Source organism: Chitinophaga sp. YIM B06452, from assembly GCF_039655965.1.
GTDB lineage: Bacteria > Bacteroidota > Bacteroidia > Chitinophagales > Chitinophagaceae > Chitinophaga.
Genome location: NZ_JAWLKY010000001.1, coordinates 2,180,760 through 2,199,917, shown reverse-complemented (window position 1 = coordinate 2,199,917; position 19,158 = coordinate 2,180,760). Strand labels below are relative to the sequence as shown.

Here is a 19,158-nt window from a genome sequence, read left to right as displayed (position 1 = left end):
GCTGTTGTTTGTTTTATATGTGTACTTGCTGCTCTTGCAACATGTTATGCGCTATTTGTAACAAGTTCCTTTCGTCAAACTCCTTCGTGATGATCTGCAGGCCGTACGGCATCCCGTTTGAATGCCGGTGCAAAGGTACAGAAATCGCCGGAACCCCGGTCAGATTGGCCAATACCGTGTAAATGTCAGCCAGGTACATGGCTATGGGATCGTCCATTTTTTCCCCGATCTTAAAGGCGGTGCTGGGCACGGTAGGCAGCAGGATCGCGTCGTATTCAGACAGGATCTGCTGCATCTTCTCCATCACCAGCCTTCTTACCTGCTGTGCCTTCGTGAAATAAGCGTCGTAATAACCGGCGCTCAGCACGAAGGTGCCCAGTAAGATACGGCGTTTCACCTCTTTTCCAAACCCCTCAGACCGGCTTTTCTTGTAGAAATCGGCCAGGTCCAGGTTCTTCTCGGGTGTACGGTAACCGTACTTTACCCCGTCGAACCGGCTGAGGTTGCTGGAGGCCTCCGCGGTGGTCAGCACGTAATAAGCGGCCACCACGTAATCCAGGTAATCGAAGTTCACGCCTTCCACGGTGTGGCCTTCTGCCTTTAATTGTTCAAAGAAACTTTCAAATCCCGCCCGCATTTCGGTATCCAGACCTTCATGGTGCAGGGCATCTTTCAAATACGCAAATTTCCGGTTTTTATTGTGCCGGAGATCAGCCTGGTAATCAGGAACTTCACTTTGAGAGGCTGTGCTATCATAGGCGTCGGGCCCGGAGATGACTTGCAGAACCACAGCCACATCTGCAATATTCGAGCCAAAAATGCCTATCTGGTCAAAGGAAGAGGCGTATGCGATCAGTCCGTGCCGCGATACCCTGCCATAAGTGGGTTTCAGCCCCACGATACCACAGAAATCCGCCGGCTGCCGTACGGAGCCGCCGGTATCGCTGCCCAGGCTTACCTGGCAGAGACCGGCCTGTACAGCCACTGCGGAACCGCCGGAAGAGCCTCCCGGAACACGGGTTTCATCCAGCGCGTTCAGCACCTTGCCGTAAGCCGAATTTTCGTTGGTGCTGCCCATGGCAAACTCATCGCAGTTCAGGCGCCCGATGATGATGGCGCCTTCAGCCAGCAGCCTTTCGACCGCCGTTGCGGAATAGAGGGAGGTAAAACCCTCCAATATTTTAGATGCGGCGGAAACCTTATGGCCCTGGTAGCAGATCACATCCTTGATGCCGATCACTACACCCGCCAAAAGGCCCGGGCGCTCTCCCTTTTGGATCTTCTCATCCAGGGAACGCGCCTGCGCCAACGCATCTTCTTCAAATACTTCTAAATAAGCATTGAGACGCCGGGCCTGCCCGATCCTGTCAAGGTACATGCGTACCATGGACTCGCAGGTCGTTTTTCCGGCATACAACGCCTCATGAAAAGACGATATACTGCTGAATTCAGTCAAACCCAAACCAGTTTAAATCTTACAATGGGAGATTTCTACGAAACGGGAAACCGGCTGTAGCAGCCTTTCCCGGAGTTGACTAGGCGTTCTTCTTAACTTCGGATTCTTTCATGCCTTCCTCCATTTCGCGGCGCACATTGTCTTTGGCGTCTTTGAATTCGCGGATACCTTTACCAAGACCACGCATGAGCTCGGGGATTTTTTTACCGCCGAAAAGGAGCAATACTACGGCAGCAATAAGGATAAGTTCGGTCATGCCTAATTCTTGAAAAAGTAATAATGGTGATTTAGCGAAAATAGCAGTCATTTCTCAGTTTTTAAAAAGTTCAGCTAACAAAGGTAGGGTTTATTTCGGGCTTTTTCAACGGGCCGGGGCATACTTTAATGAACTTTTAAGGTCCGCTAAAACAGCCGCAGCACGGTTCCGCAACGCTTCCCCTCTCCTTTGCCTGCATACACATTTACCGTGAGTAAGATACATTAATTTCAGGCCGCGGGCGCAATGCCATAAAAAAATGACATTTCCCGGCAAAGCCGGTTCCCCTTACAGCTGTTTTCCCGGCCTAAACTATTGTTAGCCAGCCGTTTCCGGGCATAAAAAAACGGAAGCCCGTCCGGACTTCCGTATACTAATTTCCCTGTATAAATACTAAACCCTTTTTTCTTTGATACGTGCGGCTTTACCCTGGCGTTCGCGCAGGTAATACAGCCTTGCCCTTCTCACTTTACCAACTTTGTTCAGCACGATGGAATCAATGTTGGGAGAATACAGCGGGAACAGCCTTTCAACGCCCACACCGTCAGAGATCTTACGAACGGTGAAAGAAGCGGTGAAACCAGTGCCCTGGAGCTTCACTACGTCGCCTTTGAAGGATTGGATACGCTCCTTGTTCCCTTCTACGATCTTATAGTTAACGGTAACATTGTCACCGGCTTTGAATTTCGGAAATTGCTTGTTAGCAGTCAACTGCTCGTGAACAAAAGAAATCGCGTTCATCTTTCAATTATTTATAGGACGGCAAAGGTAAGGAACTATCTCCAAATACCAACACCTTTTCCAGGTTTTTATAAAAATAATGTTCTAATCGTGCTTCAGCAGGTCCGGCCGGCGCTCTTTGGTGCGTTTTACCGCCTCATCGTGCCGCCATTCCTCTATTTTCCGGTGGTCGCCGCTCATGAGCACGGCCGGCACTTTCCAGTCGCGGAAGGTTTCCGGGCGGGTATACACCGGGGGCGCCAGCAGGTTGTCCTGGAAAGAATCGAACAGGGCCGAGGTTTCGTCGTTCAGCACGCCGGGCAGCAGCCGCCCTATCGCGTCTACCACTACGGCCGCAGCCAGTTCCCCGCCAGACAGTACGAAGTCGCCGATGGAGATCTCCATGGTCACGAAATGCTCCCTCACCCGTTCGTCTATCCCCTTGTAATGACCGCAGATCAGCAGCAGGTTGCCTTTCAGGCTCAGGCGGTTGGCCATTTTCTGGTTAAAGGTCTGGCCATCGGGCGTGAGGTAGATGATCTCATCGTACACCGTTTCCTTTTGCAGGGCTTCGATCGCGTTCACCAGCGGCTCTATCATCATCACCATGCCGGCGCCGCCGCCAAACTGGTAATCATCCACCTGGTTCTGGCGGAAGTTGGAGTATTTGCGCAGGTGATGCACGTTCACTTCCAGCAAACCCTTGTCCTTAGCCCGTTTCATGATGGAATGGGCAAAGGGGCTTTCCAGCAGTTCCGGCAATACCGTGATGATATCTATCCGCATGTTATGTTGATTAATCAGCCTAAATATATATCCAGCAAGCCTTCCGGCAGTTCGAGGCGCACCAGCTGCTGCTTTTTGTCCACTTTCAGCAGTGTTTGCTCATTCAGCGGCAGCAGCATTTCCTTTTCCCGGTAGGTAACCTTTGCGAGCACCTGGTGCGGCATTTCGATGATCTCTTCTATAGTTCCCAGCGGGCCCTGCACGCTGTCTTCCACCTGGTAGCCCAGCAGCGACAGCGGGGCGGAGCCCGAAGCCTGCGCCTTGAAGTCCGCCTCTTCCAGGTATACACCTTTCTGCAGCATATTCCTGGCGGCTTCGCGGGTATCAATGCCTTCCAGCTTGATATATACGTGCTCCGCGTCCTTTGCTTTGGCTTTCTGAAGGAAATACGGCAGGAAGCTGTCTTTCCGCTCTTCGATAAAAACGGCTGCAACGTCTTTCAGGGCGGTGCGTTTGCCCAGGCTGTGGCGGAGAATGAATTCCCCTTCCGTGCCGTAGGTGGCGCTCAGCTTGCCGATATTGAAATAATTAGCCATGAACAGGTACCTTGTAAAAGCAGAAAGGGAATCTTTGCGAACAAATATTCCCTTTCTGAATGATGTTATGTTCCGGATTATGCTTCAGGAGCTTCGCCTTCAGCAGCAGGAGCCTGGGGAGCTACGTCCTCCACTTTCCTTACAACCGGTTGTGCAGCGCGTACAGCCCTTTTCTGGCTTTCGCGGCGCGCAGATACTTTCTCTTCGTGGTCAGCCTGCCATTGCTCAAATTTGGTGTAAGCGGTAGGCTCGTCGAACAGACCGAGTTTAACCCCTCTGAGAAGGTGTTTCAGGTACAGTACGCCTTTGAAGGACAGGATGCGCCTAACAGTATCGGTCGGCTGTGCGCCTTTCTGCAGCCAGCGGAGCGCTTTCTGCGTATCGATGTTGATAGATGCGGGTACTGTCAAAGGATTGTAGGTACCAATTTTCTGGATGAATTTACCATCCCTGGGCGCGCGGGCATCAGCCACAACAATAAAGTAAAAAGGTCTCTTTTTCGCGCCGTGTCTCTGTAATCTGATCTTTACTGGCATAAATAAGTCGAATTATTTTTTGCGAGTTGTTAAAAAATATTGTTTCTAATTCGGGCAGCAAATGTAGCGCTAAAAATGAAATTCTCAAAACAAAAATTAACTCTATAATTTTCTGCTATATCTTATTATCTCATCTTTAAACCCTTGGCGCCGCCAGGTATCTTATTCATCATTTTCATCATCTGCCGCATCTGCTCAAATTGTTTCATGAACTGGTTCACGTCCTGGATCTCCTTGCCGGCCCCTTTCGCGATCCTCCTGCGGCGGCTGCCGTCTATCAGGTCGGGGTTCGTACGCTCGGCGGGGGTCATGGAATTGATCATCGCTTCGATGCCTTTGAAGGAATCGTCGCTGATGTCCAGGTCCTTCACCGCTTTGCCCACGCCGGGTATCATGCCCAGCAGGTCTTTGATGCCGCCCATTTTTTTGATCTGCTGCAGCTGCTCCTTGAAGTCGTCGAAATCGAACTGGTTCTGGCGGATCTTTTTCTCCAGCTTTTTGGCCTGTTCTTCATTGAACTGTGCCTGGGCGCGTTCCACGAGGGTCGTGATGTCTCCCATCCCCAGGATACGCTGGGCCATACGCTCAGGGTAAAATACGTCCAGCGTGTCCAGCTTTTCGCCCATGCTCACGAACTTGATGGGCTTCTGTACCGTGTAGGTAATGGTCAGGGCCGCACCGCCGCGGGTATCGCCGTCCAGCTTGGTAAGCACGATGCCGGAGAAGTCCAGCCGCTCGTTGAACGCCTTGGCGGTGTTCACGGCGTCCTGGCCGGTCATGGAATCCACTACGAACAGTATCTCGTGCGGGTTCACGGCTTTTTTCACATTGCTCACCTCGGTCATCATCACTTCGTCTACCGCCAGGCGGCCCGCCGTGTCGATGATCACGATATTGTTCCCCTGGGCTTTCGCGTGTTTGATAGCGTTTTCGGCTATCTGCACGGCGTTCTTGTTCTCAGGTTCGCTGTATACTTCCACCCCTACCTGGCCGCCCAGCACTTTCAGCTGGTCGATCGCCGCGGGACGGTAAATATCCGCCGCCACCAGCAAGGGTTTCTTGTTTTTCTTGGTTTTGAGGAAATTGGCGAGCTTACCGGAGAAGGTGGTCTTACCCGAACCCTGCAGGCCGGCGATGAGGATCACGGCGGGATTGGCTTTAACGTCCAGCTCAGATTCCGTGCTGCCCATGAGTTCCACCAGCTCGTCTTTCACGATCTTCACCATCAGCTGGCCGGGAGAGATGGCGGTGAGCACTTTTTCGCCCATGGCCTTGTCTTTCACCTTATCGGTAAAATCCTTGGCGATCTTATAGTTCACGTCCGCATCCACGAGGGCCCGGCGGATCTCTTTCACCGTGGTGGCAATATTGATCTCCGAGATGCGGCCTTCCCCTTTTAGTTGTTTGAAGGCCCCTTCGAGCCGCTCTGATAATGATTCAAACATAAATTATGCTGGTAAAAATTTTGGACTGCAAAAATACGGTTTCTATAAACTAAAAAAGTAAAAAAGATGGCTGGCATTGCATCCGAACCTTCTTTTTTACTTTTCCAGCTTGTTGTTTTATGAACCGGCTCAGCCTCCCAGGTAGTTGCGCAGCAGTTTGCTGCGGCTGGTGGTGCGGAGCTTGGTGATGGCTTTATCTTTGATCTGGCGCACCCTTTCGCGGGTGAGGCCGAATTTTTCGCCGATGTCTTCGAGGCTCATGGGATGTTCCACGCCGATGCCGAAATACAGCATGATCACGTCTTTCTGGCGGTCGGTGAGGGTGCTGAGCGAACGTTCGATCTCGCGGCGGAGGGAATCGTGGTGATCCAGCTCTTCGTCTGCGCTAACGGCGTTCGGGTTTTCGAGTACATCCAGCAGGGAGTTGTCTTCCCCGTCTATGAAAGGCGCGTCCATAGACACGTGGCGGGCGGCAACGCCCAGGGTGGCTTCTACTTCTTCTGTATTGATCTCGAGGATGGTGGCCAGCTCATCGGGAGAAGGCTCACGCTCGAATTCCTGTTCCAGCTGGGAATATGCCTTGCTGATCTTGTTAGACAGGCCCACTTTGTTGAGCGGGAGGCGAACGATGCGGGATTGTTCGGCCAGGGCCTGGAGGATGGATTGACGGATCCACCATACAGCATAGGAAATGAATTTGAAACCGCGGGTCTCGTCGAAGCGCTGCGCGGCTTTGATGAGGCCGAGGTTGCCTTCGTTGATAAGGTCAGAAAGGGATAAGCCCTGGTTCTGGTACTGCTTTGCCACAGATACCACGAAACGCAGATTGGCTTTGGTCAGCTTCTCTAAAGCCCTTTGGTCCCCTTGTTTAATGCGGATAGCCAGATTCACTTCTTCCTCCGGCGTAATGAGATCCACTTTGCCGATCTCCTGCAGATACTTTTCTAGCGACTGCGACTCACGATTCGTGATGGACTTCGTGATTTTTAGTTGGCGCATTGACATAGCATGGGAACAGTTACAGGTTATTAATAAGTTAATTTAGAAGAATGCTAGACAAAAATAACTTTTTTTAGATACCACCCAAAAAAAATTAGGCCCTGTTGAATCATGTTTAAGCTAAATCGATTGTTGGCTATAATATATTCGTGTTATATTCAATTAACATACATTGATACTTAATTCACCCCGAACCTTAAAAGAAGGCCGGGGAAGCCGGAATAATAAGGTAAAAGACTGCCGGATACATAATCGGAAAACTACATATTTCAAATTATGTGCAGGTTTGAGAATGAAATAGTTAATATATCGAAAATTTTCTAAAATTTATTTTGATAGGATGAAAAAATTTCTATAATTGCAGGCAGATGATTTTGATTTATTAATAATACTGTGCGATGTCAAAGAAAGTGCAATATGAGTTAGAATATCCGGTTCGGTGCTCTCCAAGTATCCTATATGAATTTCTTTCCACCCCGGCAGGTTTGCAGGAATGGTTTGCAGATAAAGTAGATTTCCGTGATAATGTTTTTTCTTTTTCCTGGAACGGATCAACAGAAGAGGCAGAAGTAATGGAACAGGAGGAAGACGAGTTCATCCGTTTACACTGGTTACACGCTCCTAAAAATGAATTCTTCGAATTCAGGATCCAGATTTCCGAAGTTACCAATATGACCATACTGGTGATCAGAGATTTCGCCGAAAAGAAAGAAGTGGCAGATCAAAGCCAGCTGTGGGATTACCAGATCAAAGACCTGTTCCACCGCATCGGCAATTAGCCATTTTCCCCTTTCAGCAATTCCAGCAGGGCTGCATATTCAGCCGCTGCAACGGGTACTATCCTTCCCCATTCCTCTAAATCATACTGTTTTGCCAGCTTCACGAAAGGCTTTTGCACCAGCGAGTTCCACTGCGCAGGTGTGAAAGACCTCGCCGTGCGGAAATTGTCCGGCCCGAAATGATGCTGCCAGGGATCGTCCTGCACACAGGCCTGCCAGCCTGCATCCGCCAGCCGGCCCTGCAGGTCATGCAGCTGTTCCCGGTGCGCGGCCAGCGCTTCGCCCGCCAGGTGCAGCGTGATGCTGAAGAACCGGCCCCACCAGAAAAATGTGCGGCAGGCAAAAATACGCTCACGGCTGAACGACCGCGGGTAGTCGAGCATCACGTACGGCAATCCCAGGTACTGCTCTCCCCTGCTGATCTTCGGCGGCTGCATGGTTACTTCCGCCGCGGCGCGTATCACCGGCACGGCCACCATTGTTTCCTGCAAGGCCCCGAAAAGCCCGTACACCTTGTCGATGATCCGGTTCTTTGTAAGGAGCCAGTCCGCATCCCGGACCATCTCCATTTCCCTGTTATCCAGCTCAAATGTGCTCATGGAAATAAATTAACGGTTTTTTGATTTACCGCCGCTTCCAGCTTCAGGGAATCGTGTTAACTTTGTGCGGCTGGTTTACAAAAGTATATTGAAACCCAGGCAGTTTCACATTTTTCAATTCTAATTTCCGTTGAGCGGTTGTGAAGAAACTCGATAAACTCATTATTAAGACCTTCGTAGGGCCGTTTGTGGCCACCTTTTTCGTGACGCTCTTTGTGCTCATCATGCAATTTGTGTGGAAGTACATAGACGACCTGGTCGGCAAAGGGCTGGATACGCCGGTGATCGTAGAACTGCTGGTGTACACCAGCGCCAGCCTGGTACCGCTCGCCATGCCGCTGGCAGTGCTGCTTTCTTCCATCATGACCTTCGGCAACCTCGGGGAAAGTTTCGAACTGGTAGCCATCAAGTCTGCCGGCATTTCATTGCTGCGCTTCATCAGGCCGCTGTTCTTCCTTTCCGCCATCATCGGCACCGGCGCATTCCTCTTCGCCAATTACATTATACCTATTGCCAACCTGCGCGCCAAATCGCTGCTGTACGACATCACGCAATCCAAACCCGCCTTCAACATCAAGCAGGGCGTGTTTTACAACGATATTCCGGGTTACTCCATCAAAGTGGCCAAAAAAGACCCGGACAACAAGACCATCCACCAGGTGATGATCTACGACCGTACCACTGGCAACAACAGCGACGAACGGCTGATACTCGCCGAAAAAGGTACGATGGAACTCACGCCGGACAAGCGTTACCTCAACTTCACCCTTGAGAACGGCTGGCGCTTCGAAGAAAGAAGCAACAACCGTGGCCCCGGCGGCAGCAACGAACTGATCCGCCTCGGGTTCAAAACCTATAAAAAACCTTTCGACCTGAAAGTGCTGGCCTTCGACCGCCTGCCGCTGGACGCCTTCGCTTCCAACCAGCAGATGCTGAACGTGCGCCAGCTGGACGAGGGCCTCGATTCCCTGCGCCGCATCGATTCTTCGTATATCCGTACCGTTCATGCCTACGTAACCACCCGTTACCCTTTCTACAAATGGAAAGACACCGGCTGGCTGGCTTCCGCACCGCCGCTGAAAACGGACAACTTCTACGAAACGATCCCCGAAAAATCACGGCGCAACGTGCTGGAGCGTGTGGAATCCAATCTCCGCGAAACGGAGACCTCGCTTACCACCAGCGCAAAAGACTATACAGACAATAAGAACAAGATCGCGCTCTTTAAAGTGGAGTGGCAGCGGAAATTCTCCCTGGCCGCGGCCTGCATCGTGATGTTCCTGATCGGCGCGCCGCTGGGCTCCATCATCCGGAAAGGCGGGCTGGGCACGCCGCTCGTATTTGCCGTGATCTTCTTCGTGATATTCAACATATTCTTTATGTCGGGCGAGAAGATGGCCCGCAGGGATGTAATGGCCTCCTGGAGCGGGATGTGGCTGGCCAACATCGTTCTTTTACCGATCGCGGGCTTCCTGGTGTATAAAGCGATGAACGATTCGAACCTGTTCAACAAGGAAGCTTACTACAGGGCATTTCAGACAATCAAGAAATACATTCAGCGGCGGCGCAGCCAACATGAGATAAGCGCTTAGCCTCACTGACCACATTGCGGACCTACAACTTTTACTATGTTCTACACCCTGGTAACACTGGTGCAGAAGAACCGTTATTTTTTTATTCCATTCCTGGTATGGATAATTTCAGGCGGTATCTTGCTATCCTTGTACACTAAAGAAAACTTGTTCCTGGCAGTGAACGGCCTGCACAACCGGGTTGCAGACGTTCTGGCCACCGTTGCCACTTACCTCGGCGACGGCCAGACCTACGGCTTCATCCTGCTCATCCTGCTCCTCAGGCGGCAGTGGCGGCCTTTCCTGATCAGCGCTTCCATCCTTGCTTTGGTGACCCTGCTGGTTTGCACTGCCAAAAATGTGTTCGACGAACCGCGCCCTATTACCTATTTCGCCGACCATTCGTTGTTGCACACCGTAGCCTGGATGCCGCCGCACGCATGGAACAGCTTTCCATCCGGCCACACTTCCACCGCCTTTGCACTTTGCTGTTTCCTGGCGCTCTGGTGGAACAAAAAACAAGTGGGGCTGCTGCTTTTCGCGCTGGGCCTGGCGGCGGCGCATTCACGGATGTACCTTTGCCAGCATTTTTTCGAAGATGTGTATACCGGCAGCATGATCGGCACCTTCAGCAGTGTTTTCATCTATGGATTGTTTGAACTCAGAAAGACGGGCACGCCGGGTACTACATGCCCCCGTGAGACCGTTATTACACCGTCTGCAGGCGTAGCCTGAAACAGCGGGTTCAATTATTCAATTTATCTCGAACCAAAACGCTTCCCCGCGCGGCATGCGGTGAAGCGGCAAACCGTACATCCTGATGAAATATCTGTTGATAGCTCTTGCAGCTGCCCTGTTGTTCATTCCTTTCCTTGGCGCCGTCCACCTTTTTGACTGGGACGAGATCAATTTCGCGGAAGCCGCGCGGGAGATGATCGTGACCGGCAATTATTCGCAGGTGCAGATAGACTTCTCTCCTTTCTGGGAAAAACCGCCGCTGTTCATCTGGTTCCAGGCGCTGAGCATGAAACTCTTTGGCATCAACGATTTTGCCGCCCGCTTCCCGAATGCTGTGATCGGCATTGCCACGCTGCTCACCTTTTATCATATCGGGAAAAAACAGGTGGATGAACAGTTCGGCCTGTGGTGGGCTTTGGTGTATGCGGGCAGCTGGCTGCCGCATTTTTATTTCAAGTCCGGCATCATCGATCCCGCTTTCAACTATTTTATATTCCTCGCCATTTATTTTGCATACCGCATTGGTTATGCCGAAAAAGCCTTCCGGATGGCGGTTTTCAGCGGTATCTTCCTGGGGCTTGCCGTGCTCACGAAAGGGCCGGCGGCCATTCTCATATCAGGGCTCACGCTTGTGGCGTACTGGATCTACAACAAGTTCCGCATCCACATCCGCCTGACGCACCTGCTCACCATCGCCGGCTGCGCAACGGTTACCACCCTGCTGTGGTTTGGTTATGAAATAGCCAGCCATGGCATGTGGTTCGTGGAAGAATTCGTAAAGTACCAGTGGCGCCTGTTTTCCACGCCTGATGCAGGGCACGACCAGCCGTTCTTTTACCACCCCATGGTGCTGCTGATCGGCTGCTTCCCGGCGAGCCTGTTCCTGTTCAGCTATTTCACTACTGCGCGCACGCGGTCTATCTACCTGTCGCAGCCCGCAGAGGGCAGGGACCTGCGGGTATGGATGTGGGTGCTGTTTTGGGTAGTGCTGATACTGTTCAGCATCGTGAAAACGAAGATCGTGCATTACTCTTCCCTCTGTTATTTCCCGCTCAGCTACCTGGCTGCTTTGCAGGTCTACCGTTTGCTCGAAGGCAGGTTCACCCTGAAGGCCTGGAACATTTCCCTGATCCTGTTCATCGGGCTTGTGCTGGGATTGGCTATCGGGTTGCTGCCGCTGGTGGGCATTTACAGGCAGGAGCTGATCCCGCACATTGGCGACCGCTTTGCCAGGGCCAATCTCCAGGCAGACATTCCTTTCAGCTACGGCGAAATGGCCTATGGCCTTATTTATATGGTATTGGTGATCGTGAGCTGCGTGCTGCTGTTCCGTAAAAAGATGCAGCAGGGCCTGCTCTGCCTTTTCATCAGCAGCGTGGTGATGATACAGGTTACCGTGCTGCATTTCGTGCCGAAGGTGGAAGGCTTCAGCCAGCGCGCCGCCATTGAATATTATGAATCCTTTATCGGGAAGGACGTGTATGTGAAGCCGCTGAGCTATCACAGTTATGCGCACCTTTATTATACCAGGAAGCAGCCGAGTACGAACAAAGCGTATTACACGGATAAAGAGAGCCGCGAAAAATGGCTGCTGGAGGGCGATATAGACAAACCGGCCTATTTCATCTGCCGCATTACCGACGCGGAGCCCTGGCGGCAGCATCCCAACCTGGAGGTGATTGGGGAGAAGAACGGGTTCGTGTTCTTCCGGCGCAAATAATTTTTTGTTGTCAGCATCAAACGAAGCCGGGCAGGCGCGGAATGTTCCGTTGCCTGCCCGGTTTCTTTATGTATCTGCTGCGTTATTTCTTCAGTGCTTCCGCATACAGTTCATTCACCGTATTCCAGTTCACTACTTTCCAGAAAGCCGCGATATAGTCCGGGCGCTTGTTCTGGTGCTTGAGGTAATAGGCGTGTTCCCACACGTCGAGGCCGAGGATGGGAGTACCGGGATCTTTGGCCAGGTTGGTCATGAGCGGGTTATCCTGGTTGGGTGTGGAAGTAATGGCCAGTTTGCCGCCTTTCTGCACGATGAGCCATGCCCAGCCGCTGCCGAAAACGCCTTTGGCGGCGTCGGCGAATTTGGCCTGGAAGGCTTCCTGCGAGCCGAAGGCGCTGTTGATGGCCTGTTGCAGTTCCCCGGAAGGAGATGATTGGCCCGGGGCCAGCAGCGTCCAGAAGAGGCTGTGGTTGTAGTGGCCGCCGGCGTTGTTGCGCACGGCTGCGTCGGTGGCGGTTACCTTGCCAAGGATGTCGCCCAGGCTGAGGCCTGCGAAAGCGCCTTCTTTCACCGCGTTGTTCAGGTTGGTGACATAAGTAGCATGATGTTTTCCGTGGTGGATCTCCATAGTGAGCTTGTCGATATTCGGCTCGAGGGCATCCGTAGCATAAGGCAGCGGCGGCAGCACGAAGGGAGGCTTGAGGGCCAGGAGGCTTTTATTGTCCGCAGGCGCCGTGGCGGCCCAGGTGGCGGAAGGATTTGCAAGGGCGGCAATCCCTGCCAGGCCGGCCAGTTTTATGAATTCTCTTTTATTCATATGAAAATATTAATGTTACAAATCTATAATTTAACAGAACAAAGGGAAGCAAATTTTACACCAATGTGAAGGTGCGCGAAGGGAAAACTGACGTAATATTATCGTTATTTTTGCTAACTGGTTAAAATAAAGTAGGAGATTATAGTTTAATTTGAAATTAATTGCTATTTTACTTTTATATTCATGTGTTGTTGTAGTAGTATTTTAATCATTTTCGAAAGATGAAGCTATTTATCCCTGGAATAAGGCTTTACCCTTCCCCGGACCGGATTTCGCCGGAAGGCAACCTGTACTTCCTTGACCGGCGGCATCCGGCACTCGTCCATCCCCCGCAAATGTTGAATGTAGTTCTTGATTTTTCTTCAGTTCATTATTTATAATTAATAACCGCTTTCCCTGCAAAGGGAAAGTTTTTGACACAGATATTTACATAACCAGGACCTAAAGGTCCGGAGTTAACTGTATTTCAGACAGTTATTCCAATATTCACTTATTGCTTGTTACAGGCCGGGAGGAGATTTGAGTTTGAGACATTCCTTTCCGGCGGAAAAAGATTTGGTGAATGATCCTTATACTTTTGAAGTAAAAAATAACCTAACGAAGCTAGAAGGAGCACCAGGCAAAGCAGAATTGATCACCAGTAAAATGAGAGTGGAGGCAGCATGACAATCCAGGAACGAATACAGCAGACACGGCATGAGCGCTTAACCTATTCGCCAGTATTTTTTGAGCCCGTCCGGAAAGAGGAAAAGGAGGCCCTGCTGCGATTACTGCGGGATAACCCGCAGATCAGCGTGTTTGACGAGCTTCAGAGCCAGTTGAAGGAGCTTGTTAAAATCAGCCATCCTACCCGCAGTCTTACGGCAGCAGAAACAAGCGAAGCCATTGAAGCGCATCTTAACGGGGTTCAGCCGGAAGATCACGGCGTTTGGGTATATTATCCCTGGTCGGGCAAGGTAGTGCACCTGCTGGGCAGGGAGGAGTTCATAGCGCTGCGCACATCCCGCAACATGCATAAGATCACCGCAGAGGAAAGGGACCTGCTGGCTCAGAAGAAGATCGGCATCATCGGCCTGAGCGTGGGGCAGACCATTGCGCTCACCCTGGCCATGGAAAGAGTGTGCGGCGAATTGAGGCTGGCAGATTTTGACGCGGTGGAGCTGACCAATATGAACCGCCTGCGCACGGACGTTTCCAGCCTGGGCATGCCCAAGGTGATCGTGGCTGCCCGCGAGATCGCGGAAATAGATCCTTTTCTCACCGTGAAATGTTATACAGACGGTGCTACCGAAAATAATTTAGACAGCTTCCTGGCCGAAGGCGGCAAGCTGGATATACTCGTGGAAGAGTGCGACGGCATAGACGTGAAGATACTCAGCCGCCAGAAAGCCAAAGCCATGCAGATTCCGGTGGTGATGGACACCAACGACCGCGGCATGCTGGATATCGAGCGGTACGACCTGGAACCGGATTACCCGATGCTCCACGGCCTCATACCGCAGATAGACGATCTCGCTTCATTGCGCAACCTCAGCAACGAAGAGAAAGTGCCGATCCTGGGCCCGATGGCGGGCTTCGCCGATATGAGCCAGCGGATGAAATATTCCGTGGGGCAGATCGGCAAAACAATTACGACCTGGCCTCAGCTTGCGTCATCCGTGATGCTGGGAGGTGCGATGGTAACTGATACATGCAGGCGCATACTGCTGGATCAGCTGAGAGTCTCAGGCCGGTATTATGTGGATTTTGATCAACTTATTCAATAATGCCCCTGTAAATAAAAGAAGCAACCAATGAGCGCACCGATTAACGTAAGGGCTTTTTTCGCGCCGGATGATCCGGAAGCGGCTATGCGGTTTTACGAAGGCCACAGTAAATTGTTGCAGATATATTTTGGTATTACCAAGATCACGTCCGGCAATGTGGACTGGATCAACCACAAGAACACCGTAGTGGTGATCGTGGAAGACGATACCGGCACGAAGACCTACGGCGGCGCGCGCGTGCAGATGGCAGACGGGGTGCTGCCCCTGCCTATCGAAACGGCGATCGGGAAATACGATCCTAAAATATATTCAGATGTGAAGATCGGCAGCGCGGAGATATGCGGCTTGTGGAACTCGAAGGAAGTGGCCGGCATGGGCATCGGAAGCCTCATCCTCAGCAGGGTGTGCGTAGCGCTCATGACCCAGCTGCCGGTAGACAATGTACACGTACTCTGCGCCCCCGTTACCACCCGCGGGGCTAAACGGGTGGGCGCCGTGATAGATACCTCCCTCGGCAATGAAGGCGTGTTCTATTACCCGAAAGACGACCTGGTGGCTACAGCCATGATCATCAGGGACATTCACGAAGTGGCCAGCGCCGACCCGGGCGAAAGGGAACTGATCCGGAACCTGCGCAGCAACCCCAACCAGGTAAGAACCGAAACCGGGCCCAAAGGAACTTTTGAAGTGAATTACCTGCTTGGTCTGCCACAAATGGTGCAATAATCTGTTATGTTTGCATAATACAATCCCGTTTTGAGATGCCTATACGTTTTTTTGTCCTGTTTTTCCTGGCCCTCCTTGGGTACGGGAACGCTTTTGCATCTGAACCGGTAGTATTCAGAGACAGCTCCAAACTCATGCAGATCGGGCATGCTCTGGACCTTTACCGGGACAGTACCAACCTGCTTACCATCGACCAAATCCGTAAACAGCATTTCGCCCCGTCCGGCCAAACGGTGCCTAACCTCCAGATCTCCCCCTTTTCAAACTGGGCCCGTTTCTATATCAAAAATGAAACAGACCTGCCCCGGCTGATGCTGGAGGTGGAATACCCGACCATCGACGAGATCACCCTTTACGAAGTGTTGCCTGCGGGCGGCTACCGCATCCTGAGCCTGGGCCAGTTCCAGCCCTACCGCAACCGGCCGTACGATCACCAGAACTATATTTACCCGCTGGACATCCCGCAGGGCGAGACCCGTGAATATTACCTGAAAGTACGCGCCGGCGAGCAGGCCCAACTGCCCGTTTACCTCGGCGCCGAAACCACCCTCAACACCAAGAACACAGAAAGGAACTTCATATTCGGGCTATACTCCGGCATTATCCTCGTGATGGCCCTTTACAACTTCTTCATATTCCTGACCACCCGCGACCGGAGCTACCTTATCTATGTGAGCTACATCATCTGCGTAGGCCTCACCCAGGCTTCCCAGCAGGGGTACACTTTCCGGTTCCTCTGGCCTGACAGCACCTGGATGGCGCAGCACGACACACTGATCATCCCCATATTGAACGGCATTACCGCGGCGCTGTTTATTCAGTCGTTCCTTCATACCAAAGAACGTTACAAACTCGGCCATAAGATACTCACCGGGGTGGTGATCGCCTATGCGCTTGTGTTCATCCCCACCTTCCTGGACATGCAGTTCCTGGCCAATATGATGACGCAGATCACCGCCATGACCGCTTCGCTGGGCGCCATGTTCATCGGCGTGGTGGTGGCCCGCACCGGTTTCATTCCCGCGCGTTATTTCCTGCTGGCCTGGAGCATCTTCCTCACCAGCGTAGTGATATTCGTGATGCGGAACTTCAACGTGCTGCCTTACAACGACTTCACCTATTACGCCCTGCAGGTGGGCTCCGCCGCGGAAGTAACATTGCTGTCGTTCGCGCTGGCCAATAAGATCAACATCTACCGCAAGGAGAAAGAAGAATCGCAGGCCGTGGCCCTCCGCATATCGCAGGAAAACGAACAGCTGGTGCGCGAGCAAAACGTTGTGCTGGAAAATAAAGTGGCGGAACGGACCGAAGCCCTGCAGCAATCCAACAAAGAGCTCAACCGCGTGCTCAACAACCTCAAAGAGGCGCAAACACAGCTGGTGGAGTCGGAAAAGATGGCTTCCCTCGGTCAGCTTACCGCCGGGATCGCCCATGAGATCAACAACCCCATCAACTTCGTGACCAGCAATATCAAACCGCTGAAGCTCGATTTTGAAGACCTCAGGGCCCTGTTGCGCAAATACGAGTCCATCAACCCGGGAGATAACGTGCAGGAGAAGCTCAGCGAGATAGAGCAGTTCAAACAGCAGATAGATATAGACTATGTGCATACCGAGATAGAAACGCTCATCAAAGGCATCGAAGACGGGGCCAACCGCACCGCCGAGATCGTGAAAGGGCTGCGCACCTTCAGCCGGCTGGACGAGAGCGACCTCAAGTTCGTGGACATCCACGAAGGCCTTAATTCCACCATGGTGCTGCTGCGCAACAATATCCCGAAGAACGTGGCCGTGCATTACAATTACGGGGAACTGCCCAAGATAGAGTGCTTCGCGGGCAAGCTGAACCAGGTGTTCCTCAACATCATCAACAACGCCCTGAACGCCATCAAAATGAAGCCCGTACAGGGAGAAGAAAGCCTTACCATCACCACGCGACTGGAAGCCAACAAGATGGTAAGCATCAGCATCAGGGACTCCGGCATTGGCATGACGGAGAAAGTGAAAGAGAAGATATTCGAGCCGTTCTTTACCACGAAAGACGTAGGCGAAGGAACAGGCCTGGGTTTATCCATTGTATTTAGTATCATTGAGAAGCATCACGGAAAGATAGTGGTTGAATCGGAGCCGGGTAAAGGAGCGGAATTTATTATATATTTACCACAGAATATGCCGATTGCCCAAAGTCAAGCGTCCTAATACAAGACCCTCATGAAAAATAACCGTATCAGAATTCTGTACATCGACGACGAAGTGCATAACCTCAATGCGTTCCGCGCCAATTTCCGGCGGAGCTACGAGATATATACTGCCAACTCGGCTGCCGAAGGTTTACAGGTCTTAAAAGGTATTGAAGTACATATCATCATAGCAGACCAGAAGATGCCCACCACCACGGGTGTGGAATTTTTCAACCAGATCAAGGAAGTGCTGCCTGACCCCATCAGGATATTGCTGACCGGTTATACCGATGTGGAAGACATTATAGACGCCATCAACAAGGGACATATCTTTTCCTACATCAAAAAACCCTGGGACGAACACGAGCTTTTCAAAACCATCAATAACGCCTATGAGATCTATTCAGCCCGCAAACAGCTGAAAGAAAAAGTGCTGGAACTGGAGAAGACCAACGACGAGCTGAACCGCTTTATCTATTCCACCTCCCACGACCTCCGCGCCCCGCTGATGAGCGTGCAGGGCATCATCAACCTCAGCCGGCTGGATAATACCATGACGGACCCGCAGGGATATATGGGCATGATCGAAGTGTGCATCACGCGGCTGGACAGCTTTATCCAGAAGATCATCGAATACTACCGCAATTCCCGTCTTGACCTTGAATATGAAAAGATCGACTTCAACCTGTTGATCAACGACTGCATCGATACGTTCAAACATCAGAATACCTCGATCAATTTCAATGTAAAAGTGGACCAGCTCGTGCCTTTCAAAGGCGATTTTTTCAGGATCAGCGTGATTTTGAACAATCTCATTTCCAACGCCGTTAAATATCAGAAGCCTGACGAATCGAGTCCGCAGGTAAACCTGTCTGTCAAAGTGGAACCGCACAAAGCCACCATCCGCATAGAGGACAATGGTATCGGCATTTTAAGCGAGCATTTAAGCAATATTTTCAAGATGTTCTTCCGCTCCAAGAACAATAACAAGCCGGGCAGCGGCATAGGGCTGTATATCGTAAAAGAAGCCCTGAGCAAGATCGGCGGCACCATTGGTGTTGATTCCCGCTATGGTGAAGGCACACAATTTGAAATTTCGATTCCAAACAGAAATGAATTCGATTCCTGATCTGCGCGTAATACTGATAGACGATAACGACATCGATCTGCTGTTGCATGAGCGGCTGATATCCATTCAGCAGCTCAGCCATACCATTCTTTCATTCAGCAATGCCAACAAAGCGCTGGAGTTCCTTTCCAGCAATATCACCCTGCCGCACATCCCTCCCACCGTCATTTTGCTGGACATACAAATGCCCGAGATGGACGGCTTCGAATTCCTCCGCTCCTTTGATTCGTACCCGCAGAAGATCAAGAACCAATGTTATATCATCATGGTATCTTCTTCGCTGGACTTCGGGGATATTTCCCGCACCAACGCCAACCCGATGGTGATCAGGCTGCTCAAAAAGCCGCTCCAGCCAAAGGAACTGAAGGAAGTGATCGAGAATATCTTCAGGGAACAATAA

Annotated in this window: 19 protein-coding genes; 9 read left to right on the top strand and 10 right to left on the bottom strand. The window is 51.5% G+C overall.

Annotation, left to right across the window (positions count from 1 at the left end; all coding sequences use genetic code 11):
* Positions 1 to 13: 13 nt before the first annotated feature.
* The 8 genes from gatA to R3I13_RS08870 all read right to left on the bottom strand — a co-directional run bounded on the left by gatA (position 14) and on the right by R3I13_RS08870 (position 6,734).
* Complete coding sequence (gatA, locus tag R3I13_RS08905; RefSeq protein WP_346317576.1) at positions 14 to 1,456, bottom strand: Asp-tRNA(Asn)/Glu-tRNA(Gln) amidotransferase subunit GatA; 1,443 nt, start codon at positions 1,454 to 1,456, stop codon at positions 14 to 16.
* 79 nt (positions 1,457 to 1,535) lie between these two features.
* The gene (locus tag R3I13_RS08900; RefSeq protein WP_346317575.1) at positions 1,536 to 1,712 is read right to left on the bottom strand and encodes a twin-arginine translocase TatA/TatE family subunit; all 177 of its coding nucleotides are present in this window, start codon (positions 1,710 to 1,712) and stop codon (positions 1,536 to 1,538) included.
* Positions 1,713 to 2,105: 393 nt separating this feature from the next.
* A complete protein-coding gene (gene rplS, locus R3I13_RS08895) occupies positions 2,106 to 2,453 on the bottom strand; it encodes a 50S ribosomal protein L19 (RefSeq protein ID WP_346317574.1) in 348 nt (115 codons plus the stop codon).
* An 84-nt stretch (positions 2,454 to 2,537) separates the two neighbouring features.
* Positions 2,538 to 3,218, bottom strand: a complete 681-nt coding sequence (gene trmD / locus R3I13_RS08890; protein ID WP_346317573.1) for a tRNA (guanosine(37)-N1)-methyltransferase TrmD — start codon at positions 3,216 to 3,218, stop codon at positions 2,538 to 2,540.
* A gap of 14 nt (positions 3,219 to 3,232) precedes the next feature.
* On the bottom strand, positions 3,233 to 3,754 hold the full coding sequence (gene rimM / locus R3I13_RS08885; RefSeq protein WP_346317572.1) for a ribosome maturation factor RimM: 522 nt from the start codon (positions 3,752 to 3,754) through the stop codon (positions 3,233 to 3,235).
* Positions 3,755 to 3,831: 77 nt separating this feature from the next.
* Positions 3,832 to 4,290 (bottom strand): 30S ribosomal protein S16, encoded by a 459-nt coding sequence (gene rpsP / locus R3I13_RS08880; protein ID WP_346317571.1) that lies wholly within the window; start codon positions 4,288 to 4,290, stop codon positions 3,832 to 3,834.
* Between the two features lie 125 nt (positions 4,291 to 4,415).
* Positions 4,416 to 5,735, bottom strand: a complete 1,320-nt coding sequence (gene ffh, locus R3I13_RS08875) for a signal recognition particle protein (RefSeq protein ID WP_346317570.1) — start codon at positions 5,733 to 5,735, stop codon at positions 4,416 to 4,418.
* Between the two features lie 129 nt (positions 5,736 to 5,864).
* Positions 5,865 to 6,734 carry an RNA polymerase sigma factor RpoD/SigA gene (locus R3I13_RS08870; RefSeq protein WP_074240841.1) on the bottom strand — a complete coding sequence of 290 codons (870 nt, stop codon included), beginning with the start codon at positions 6,732 to 6,734 and terminating at the stop codon, positions 5,865 to 5,867.
* Between the two features lie 398 nt (positions 6,735 to 7,132).
* On the opposite strand from R3I13_RS08870, the gene R3I13_RS08865 reads away from it, so the two are divergent.
* Complete coding sequence (locus R3I13_RS08865; protein WP_346317569.1) at positions 7,133 to 7,513, top strand: START-like domain-containing protein; 381 nt, start codon at positions 7,133 to 7,135, stop codon at positions 7,511 to 7,513.
* Here R3I13_RS08865 and R3I13_RS08860 read toward each other — a convergent pair.
* Positions 7,510 to 8,112 carry a hypothetical protein gene (locus R3I13_RS08860; RefSeq protein WP_346317568.1) on the bottom strand — a complete coding sequence of 201 codons (603 nt, stop codon included), beginning with the start codon at positions 8,110 to 8,112 and terminating at the stop codon, positions 7,510 to 7,512. The genes R3I13_RS08865 and R3I13_RS08860 overlap by 4 nt on opposite strands.
* Before the next feature lie 140 nt (positions 8,113 to 8,252).
* Here R3I13_RS08860 and R3I13_RS08855 point away from each other — a divergent pair, with 140 nt between their 5' ends.
* From R3I13_RS08855 to R3I13_RS08845, 3 genes are all read left to right on the top strand, one after another.
* Positions 8,253 to 9,704: an LptF/LptG family permease gene (locus tag R3I13_RS08855; RefSeq protein WP_346317567.1), complete on the top strand. Its 1,452-nt coding sequence runs from the start codon at positions 8,253 to 8,255 to the stop codon at positions 9,702 to 9,704.
* A gap of 36 nt (positions 9,705 to 9,740) precedes the next feature.
* The gene (locus tag R3I13_RS08850) at positions 9,741 to 10,418 is read left to right on the top strand and encodes a phosphatase PAP2 family protein (RefSeq protein WP_346317566.1); all 678 of its coding nucleotides are present in this window, start codon (positions 9,741 to 9,743) and stop codon (positions 10,416 to 10,418) included.
* 85 nt (positions 10,419 to 10,503) lie between these two features.
* The gene (locus tag R3I13_RS08845) at positions 10,504 to 12,141 is read left to right on the top strand and encodes a glycosyltransferase family 39 protein (RefSeq protein ID WP_346317565.1); all 1,638 of its coding nucleotides are present in this window, start codon (positions 10,504 to 10,506) and stop codon (positions 12,139 to 12,141) included.
* Positions 12,142 to 12,223: 82 nt separating this feature from the next.
* Here R3I13_RS08845 and R3I13_RS08840 read toward each other — a convergent pair whose 3' ends face one another.
* A complete protein-coding gene (locus tag R3I13_RS08840; protein ID WP_346317564.1) occupies positions 12,224 to 12,958 on the bottom strand; it encodes a superoxide dismutase in 735 nt (244 codons plus the stop codon).
* A 662-nt stretch (positions 12,959 to 13,620) separates the two neighbouring features.
* On the opposite strand from R3I13_RS08840, the gene R3I13_RS08835 reads away from it, so the two are divergent.
* Genes R3I13_RS08835 through R3I13_RS08815 form a run of 5 tightly spaced genes read left to right on the top strand, consistent with a single transcriptional unit; the run spans position 13,621 to position 19,158 of the window.
* Positions 13,621 to 14,724 (top strand): ThiF family adenylyltransferase, encoded by a 1,104-nt coding sequence (locus tag R3I13_RS08835; protein WP_346317563.1) that lies wholly within the window; start codon positions 13,621 to 13,623, stop codon positions 14,722 to 14,724.
* A gap of 27 nt (positions 14,725 to 14,751) precedes the next feature.
* Positions 14,752 to 15,450 (top strand): hypothetical protein, encoded by a 699-nt coding sequence (locus tag R3I13_RS08830; protein WP_346317562.1) that lies wholly within the window; start codon positions 14,752 to 14,754, stop codon positions 15,448 to 15,450.
* 35 nt (positions 15,451 to 15,485) lie between these two features.
* Positions 15,486 to 17,648, top strand: coding sequence for a 7TM diverse intracellular signaling domain-containing protein (locus tag R3I13_RS08825; RefSeq protein WP_346317561.1), 2,163 nt, complete (start codon positions 15,486 to 15,488; stop codon positions 17,646 to 17,648).
* 12 nt (positions 17,649 to 17,660) lie between these two features.
* Entirely contained in the window at positions 17,661 to 18,758 is a 1,098-nt protein-coding gene (locus tag R3I13_RS08820; protein ID WP_346317560.1) for a hybrid sensor histidine kinase/response regulator, read from the top strand.
* Entirely contained in the window at positions 18,742 to 19,158 is a 417-nt protein-coding gene (locus R3I13_RS08815; RefSeq protein ID WP_346317559.1) for a response regulator, read from the top strand. Before R3I13_RS08820 ends, R3I13_RS08815 begins: the two co-directional genes overlap by 17 nt.

Bases quoted from the DNA above. Each gene is read 5' to 3' on its own strand.
- R3I13_RS08900 (WP_346317575.1), bottom strand. From the start codon at position 1,712: ATGACCGAACTTATCCTTATTGCTGCCGTAGTATTGCTCCTTTTCGGC.
- rplS (WP_346317574.1), bottom strand. From the start codon at position 2,453: ATGAACGCGATTTCTTTTGTTCACGAGCAGTTGACTGCTAACAAGCAA.
- trmD (WP_346317573.1), bottom strand. From the start codon at position 3,218: ATGCGGATAGATATCATCACGGTATTGCCGGAACTGCTGGAAAGCCCC.
- rimM (WP_346317572.1), bottom strand. From the start codon at position 3,754: ATGGCTAATTATTTCAATATCGGCAAGCTGAGCGCCACCTACGGCACG.
- rpsP (WP_346317571.1), bottom strand. From the start codon at position 4,290: ATGCCAGTAAAGATCAGATTACAGAGACACGGCGCGAAAAAGAGACCT.
- ffh (WP_346317570.1), bottom strand. From the start codon at position 5,735: ATGTTTGAATCATTATCAGAGCGGCTCGAAGGGGCCTTCAAACAACTA.
- R3I13_RS08870 (WP_074240841.1), bottom strand. From the start codon at position 6,734: ATGCGCCAACTAAAAATCACGAAGTCCATCACGAATCGTGAGTCGCAG.
- R3I13_RS08865 (WP_346317569.1), top strand. From the start codon at position 7,133: ATGTCAAAGAAAGTGCAATATGAGTTAGAATATCCGGTTCGGTGCTCT.
- R3I13_RS08860 (WP_346317568.1), bottom strand. From the start codon at position 8,112: ATGAGCACATTTGAGCTGGATAACAGGGAAATGGAGATGGTCCGGGAT.
- R3I13_RS08850 (WP_346317566.1), top strand. From the start codon at position 9,741: ATGTTCTACACCCTGGTAACACTGGTGCAGAAGAACCGTTATTTTTTT.
- R3I13_RS08845 (WP_346317565.1), top strand. From the start codon at position 10,504: ATGAAATATCTGTTGATAGCTCTTGCAGCTGCCCTGTTGTTCATTCCT.
- R3I13_RS08840 (WP_346317564.1), bottom strand. From the start codon at position 12,958: ATGAATAAAAGAGAATTCATAAAACTGGCCGGCCTGGCAGGGATTGCC.
- R3I13_RS08835 (WP_346317563.1), top strand. From the start codon at position 13,621: ATGACAATCCAGGAACGAATACAGCAGACACGGCATGAGCGCTTAACC.
- R3I13_RS08830 (WP_346317562.1), top strand. From the start codon at position 14,752: ATGAGCGCACCGATTAACGTAAGGGCTTTTTTCGCGCCGGATGATCCG.
- R3I13_RS08825 (WP_346317561.1), top strand. From the start codon at position 15,486: ATGCCTATACGTTTTTTTGTCCTGTTTTTCCTGGCCCTCCTTGGGTAC.
- R3I13_RS08820 (WP_346317560.1), top strand. From the start codon at position 17,661: ATGAAAAATAACCGTATCAGAATTCTGTACATCGACGACGAAGTGCAT.
- R3I13_RS08815 (WP_346317559.1), top strand. From the start codon at position 18,742: ATGAATTCGATTCCTGATCTGCGCGTAATACTGATAGACGATAACGAC.